We start from the raw sequence: 5264 nt of genomic DNA, 5'->3' as shown, positions 1-5264 counted from the left end.
TGGTCGCTGAGTTCGGCAAACGGAAGCTGGTCACCCCCTGAGGTGATGGACAGGGTTTCGGCTACTGAGTGGTAGCCGGTATTCCGGGCCACGGCTATGGCCATGGCCACTTTGGTGTTGGCTGCGGTCTTGAAAACGAGCGTGGCAGCAACGTTGCGTTCCATTAATCTCCGGGTGTGTTGCGGCGGGCAGCCCCCAGGCCGCCGTATGTGTGAACCGGTCAATCGCAGGACTACTGATTGACCTTCAGAGACAGTAGCATCCGCTGGACGTTGGCGAATTCAGAACCGTGGACCGCGTACTTTGCGGCCAGGTCCAGAGTGTCGAAGGACTTGGCCGGAGCCACCTTCTCATCGGCAGCAAAGGCGTGCAGGACGGGGATATCCCCAAAGGAAACATCGCCCTTTCCAGCCGGTCCCAGCACCCGGTTCCGGAGTTCGCAGGACCGCCCGTCAGCCCCTGCCACCATGTTGGTGATGCCATAGGAGCCGAAGAACTTGTAGCCCTGGATCACGCGGAAAACCACCCGCGGATCAATCGTATCCGGACCGTCCGAATGCGGGACATCCAAGGGTACGCTGCTGATCACCACGTAGGGCCGCCCCTCTCCGTTGGGGCAATCGGCCGGCGGGGACGGAGGCAGGCCGGTCTGGAGGGTGGCAACGTACTTTCCCGTGCCATCCTTGACCTCCACCTTTGTTGCTCCCGCCAAAGATCCCGCCTCGGGAGGCGCCGACTGGGCAATCCAATCCTTGGGAAGATCGAAACTGACTGTTTTGGCCGGGTCCGTATAGGTCTTCCACGAAAGCGCAGTCGCTGCGGCACCCGGGGTGGCACTGGCTGCATCCGAAGAAGCCGGATCCGAAGAAGAAGATGCGGTTGAATCCGAGCCCGTTGTTGCCGATGGTGAGCCATCAGCGGCGCCGGGTTCCGGCGTCGTGCTTTCTGCGGGTTTGCCGGTTCCCGACTCTGAACTGTTGGGCTTGGATGACACCGTCGAGGTGACCTGGGGTCCCTTGTTTTCAGCTGAACAGGCTGACGCTGCGGTGAGCACCGTAGCTGCCAGCGCCAAGGCAGCGAGCTTCACCGGGACGCACGTCAGGTTCATGATGCCCTTCATGACCACAGCCTATAGGCGGCAATACCGCGACACGCACAGGGTTAGGCTGAGGGTATGGCTCCCGATCAGCAGGACTTCCTCGAGGACGACATTCCCACCATGTCCGCAGTTGAGATAGCCGACTGGCGTTTGCGGACGTTCGCCCTCTACGACAAAGTGCGTCAACTTGCAGCCACCAACCCGTTCGATGCCCACGTTTTCTGGCGTCAGGAACGGGACCTGATGTTCGCCACCCATCCGGCGTCCGCACTCACGGCGGACATGAAAGCCTCCTTCTCAGGACTCCGCACGGCCGGGTACGACCCCGCTTTCCGCAGATATGCCGTGTTGTCCCCGGACGGGTCCGGGCAGGAAATGAACGTTGAGACAGGCACCGACGGCGTAGTGCCGTTCGTGCGTATCGGCACTTTCGAACTGGCCGGCATGGGCTCATTGGCCGTATGGCGGCTGCGGAGTTACGGCGGCGGGATCTTTGTTCCGTTCCGGGACGCAACCGCTGGAAAGGATGGCGGAAGCTACGGGGCAGGCCGCTACTTGCTGGACACGGTGAAGGGTTCATTCCACGGGACCAGAAGCTCGTCCGGGGAACAGGAATTCATCCTGGACTTCAATTTTGCCTACAATCCGTCCTGCGCCTACAACGAAGCCTGGGCATGCCCATTGGCGGGGCCGGACAACCGTCTGGCCACGGACGTGCCCGTGGGCGAGCTGTACTTGGGTTAGCCGAACAACCCACCGGGGCCGGCAACCGCGAGCGCCGCGATGGCTGCCAATATAGTCAGTGGAGCGACAATCAAGCCGAATACCGCGTAGCCCTTCCACTTGATCAGCACGTTCATGCGGACCAACCGATCGTGCCACAGCAGGGTAGCCAGCGAAGCCCACGGCGTGATCAGGGGTCCTGCATTGACGCCCACCAAGAGCGCGGCCATCCGCTCCGGATTTCCCGCCAAGGGTTCGGCTACCAGATAGGCCGGGAGGTTGTTCACTACGTTGGAGCCCAGGGCACCCGTCATGGCCAGCCTGAGCAGTTCAACGAACCCGCTTCCCTGGCCTGCCACCTGTCCCAGCAGCACCGAGGCACCGAGGTATTGGGTGGCTTCGACCACCAGGAACAATCCGCAAGTGAACAGCAGCAATGACCAGGGAATCAGCGTCAGCTTCAGTACCTTGGGCCGCCGGATAAGGAACATGAGAGCCAGGATCACGGCTGCCCCGGTGGCCGGAATCCAAATGGCGACCCCGGACACCAACGCGGGCAGGAGCAACACCAGGACCACTGCGCTGAGCACCAGCAGCGAGGTGTCCGTGGCAGTTGCAGCGGAAGGTGTGTCGACAGGCCGCGCAGCAGCAGGGGCATAGCTTTTGCGCAGTTCACGCCGGAACACGACGGCGATGAATGCCAGGGGAACCAGCACGGCAGCCAGCGACGGCGCCCACATCAGCTGGGCAAACTGCGCCGGGCTGATGCCGCCGAGGCTATGCTGCGCCAACAGATTGGTCAGGTTGGAGATCGGGAGCAAGAGGCTGGCCGTATTGGCCAGCCACACCGTGGTCAGGGCGAAGGGCAGGACGGGGAGGCCCGCCTGGCGGGCCACCGTTACCACCACGGGGGTCAACAGCACCGCCGTCGTATCCAACGACAGGAAAACTGTGCTTAGAACGGCGAACAAGGCCAGGAGCAGCCACAGGAGCACGCCCCTTCCACGGCCCCAACGGCGCAGATGCCGGGCGATCCACTGAAAGGTGCCGGCTTCGCTGACGAGCTCGGTCACCACGGTCATGGCCACGACAAACCCCAGGATGGGTGCCACCCGTTCCACCAGCACCGCTACTTCCTGCCATGGCAGGACCCCCGTGGCAACGGTGACACCGCCCGCCACGAGGAGAACCAGTCCGATGATCGCCAGCCGCATGAATCGGATTCTAAGCCCGGGGCCTGGGTTTCTCCCCCAGGCCGCAGACCGTCACAGGACCGTAAGCAATGGACCACCTGTGGCGAGGGCTGGAAGCCTAGCCTTGAACCATGAACCGATTACGGAGTTTCATCCGATCGCACCGGCCGCTCACTGCCACTGTGGGGGCGCTGTTGGTGGTGGCCGTGGTGGTGGGGGCTGCCCTCTTCCAGCCGTGGCGCCTGTTCACCAGCAGCAACGTCGACGAAGCCCTGCCGGCTGTTGAGATCGCGGCGGGCGCCTCCTCATCCGGCGGTGCGGCGGGTGAGGCACCGACCGAAGCCGCCCAAACGCCCTCCAGCGAAAGCCTGCCCACCCAAACCCCCTCCAGCCAAGCCAAGGTTACCGGGCCGGTAATCCTGGGTACCGGGGCCTTCCAGTCCCAGGAGCATGAAACCAGCGGTACCGCACAACTCTTGGCACTCCCCGACGGCAGCCACATCCTCCGGTTTGAGAATTTGGCCAGCAGCGACGGACCTGACGTAAAGGTATGGCTCAGCAGCCTCGAGGCAGGCGGCGACTGGTTCAAGTACCGTTCAGGGCGGTACGTGGACCTGGGCGCCATCAAGGCCACTCATGGGAACCACAACTACGCCATTCCCGCCGGCACCGACATCACGGGACTGACGTCGGTGGTGCTGTGGTGTGATCGCTTCAGCGTTGCTTTCGGATCTGCCCCGCTTACCTGACGCGTTGCGGGGCCCGCTCTTCGCGCCAAGGCTCTGCCACGGGACGTAAAGCGGGCCCCGCAACGCAGGGCACCTACCAAAGAGGACGTAGGATGTCATCATGACCTCTCGCCTCCCTCGTCGTATTGCCCGCGTCCGACCCGCCTCACCGCAGTCCCCGGATGAGCATTTCTTCGTGGCCAATGACGCGGCGGACTTCAGTTCCGATGCTGCCCGGGAGTGGACGGTCATTGATTCGCCGTTCCCGTCCTCGCGGGCCAACACTTCCAGCCCGGCCAGGGACGGCTGGGAGACCGGCAACGCAGTCACCCAGGACTCCTTTACGTTCTTGGCTCCCACCGTCCCCGTCAACGTCTTTGGAATGGCACACAACACCGGGCAACCTGGCCGTGACCTGCCACCCCAGGCCTTCCACAAGGCGGCTTCGAGCGTGATCGGCCCCGGCGAGGCAATCGAGTTGGACTCCACCGTGGGCTACGTCGATCCCGAAGCGGAACTGACGGTCGTCGTCGGACGCCCTGCACGGGGCTTGACGCTGGAAACGGCACGTTCGGCGATTCTCGGCTACACCATCGGCAACGACGTCTCGGCAAGGGATCTGCAGAAGACGGACGAGCTCTGGATCAGCGCTAAAAGCCAGGACACCTTCACACCGGCCGGGCCTTGGATGGTCACGGATCTTGACGACTCGAACCTGGAAATCGGGATCGTGCACAACGGCAATGAACTGAAGACCGCAAGTTCCGCTGACCTGGGCTGGAAAGTGGATGAGATCCTGGTTTACCTGTCCTCATTCATGACCCTTCAGCCCGGCGATCTTGTACTGACAGGCTTCCCCGCCGAATGTGCCCGAATCCAACCCGGCGACACCGTGGTGTGCCGCGTTGAAGGAATCGGTGAGCTCAGCAACCCCGTCACCACCGCTTCCTGGGAGGAGCAGCGGCCGTAGTGTGTCAGGCTTAAGCCATGGAGACAGCTGCGGACGCCACTGAGCTACGCCCGTCTCCTTCACAAAAACCACCCCGCACACGGCACCGGGGAGTCCTCAAATACCCGGTAGTGCGGCAATTGCTCCGCTTCACCGGAGTGGGAGTGGTGTGCACGGCCAGTTCATTGGCCATCTATGCGCTGTTGCGTCCATGGATCGATCCCCAACTAGCCAATGCTGTGGCGCTGATCCTGACGTCACTGATGAACACGGCCCTGAACCGCCGATTGACGTTCAAGATCACCGGCAGGAAAAAGCGCACTCAAGACCACCTCAGCGGGGTGATCGTGATCGGTATAGCGCTGATCATTACCGGCGGCAGCCTGGGCGTGCTGCACCTTCTGAGGCCGGAGGCCTCGGTCACCGAAGAATTGTGGACCACTACGTTGTCCGGCTTCGCGGCCACAGCGGTCCGGTTCACCTTGTTGCGGCACTGGATTTTCCGGCGGGCACGCCACGTGTAGCCAGCGTGCCGCCAACGGTCGGCAGCGTTATCCCGCTTGCGGGGATGC

Annotated in this window: 6 protein-coding genes and 1 pseudogene; 4 read left to right on the top strand and 3 right to left on the bottom strand. The window is 62.9% G+C overall.

The window, feature by feature from the left end:
• Both HP499_RS25520 and HP499_RS20400 read right to left on the bottom strand, forming a co-directional pair.
• Nucleotides 1-164: pseudogene (locus HP499_RS25520) on the bottom strand (transglutaminase); the annotation flags it as partial.
• A gap of 68 nt (nucleotides 165-232) precedes the next feature.
• Nucleotides 233-1120 (bottom strand): hypothetical protein, encoded by an 888-nt coding sequence (locus HP499_RS20400; RefSeq protein WP_172325959.1) that lies wholly within the window; start codon nucleotides 1118-1120, stop codon nucleotides 233-235.
• A 54-nt stretch (nucleotides 1121-1174) separates the two neighbouring features.
• Between HP499_RS20400 and HP499_RS20395 the strand changes: the two genes are divergently transcribed.
• A complete protein-coding gene (locus HP499_RS20395; protein WP_172325958.1) occupies nucleotides 1175-1843 on the top strand; it encodes a DUF1684 domain-containing protein in 669 nt (222 codons plus the stop codon).
• Here HP499_RS20395 and HP499_RS20390 read toward each other — a convergent pair.
• The gene (locus tag HP499_RS20390) at nucleotides 1840-3036 is read right to left on the bottom strand and encodes an SLC13 family permease (protein ID WP_172325957.1); all 1197 of its coding nucleotides are present in this window, start codon (nucleotides 3034-3036) and stop codon (nucleotides 1840-1842) included. The genes HP499_RS20395 and HP499_RS20390 overlap by 4 nt on opposite strands.
• A gap of 110 nt (nucleotides 3037-3146) precedes the next feature.
• Here HP499_RS20390 and HP499_RS20385 point away from each other — a divergent pair, with 110 nt between their 5' ends.
• The 3 genes from HP499_RS20385 to HP499_RS20375 all read left to right on the top strand — a co-directional run bounded on the left by HP499_RS20385 (nucleotide 3147) and on the right by HP499_RS20375 (nucleotide 5216).
• A complete protein-coding gene (locus tag HP499_RS20385; RefSeq protein WP_172325956.1) occupies nucleotides 3147-3764 on the top strand; it encodes a DM13 domain-containing protein in 618 nt (205 codons plus the stop codon).
• Nucleotides 3765-3864: 100 nt separating this feature from the next.
• On the top strand, nucleotides 3865-4713 hold the full coding sequence (locus HP499_RS20380; RefSeq protein WP_172325955.1) for a fumarylacetoacetate hydrolase family protein: 849 nt from the start codon (nucleotides 3865-3867) through the stop codon (nucleotides 4711-4713).
• 17 nt (nucleotides 4714-4730) lie between these two features.
• Nucleotides 4731-5216: a GtrA family protein gene (locus tag HP499_RS20375; RefSeq protein WP_172325954.1), complete on the top strand. Its 486-nt coding sequence runs from the start codon at nucleotides 4731-4733 to the stop codon at nucleotides 5214-5216.
• The last annotated feature ends 48 nt before the right edge of the window (nucleotides 5217-5264 follow it).

This window comes from Paenarthrobacter sp. CM16 (assembly GCF_013179505.1).
Taxonomy (GTDB): Bacteria; Actinomycetota; Actinomycetes; order Actinomycetales; family Micrococcaceae; genus Arthrobacter.
This window is presented reverse-complemented; position numbering and strand designations above follow the sequence as displayed.

Bases quoted from the DNA above. Each gene is read 5' to 3' on its own strand.
- HP499_RS20400 (WP_172325959.1), bottom strand. From the start codon at position 1,120: ATGAAGGGCATCATGAACCTGACGTGCGTCCCGGTGAAGCTCGCTGCC.
- HP499_RS20390 (WP_172325957.1), bottom strand. From the start codon at position 3,036: ATGCGGCTGGCGATCATCGGACTGGTTCTCCTCGTGGCGGGCGGTGTC.
- HP499_RS20385 (WP_172325956.1), top strand. From the start codon at position 3,147: ATGAACCGATTACGGAGTTTCATCCGATCGCACCGGCCGCTCACTGCC.
- HP499_RS20380 (WP_172325955.1), top strand. From the start codon at position 3,865: ATGACCTCTCGCCTCCCTCGTCGTATTGCCCGCGTCCGACCCGCCTCA.
- HP499_RS20395 (WP_172325958.1), top strand. From the start codon at position 1,175: ATGGCTCCCGATCAGCAGGACTTCCTCGAGGACGACATTCCCACCATG.
- HP499_RS20375 (WP_172325954.1), top strand. From the start codon at position 4,731: ATGGAGACAGCTGCGGACGCCACTGAGCTACGCCCGTCTCCTTCACAA.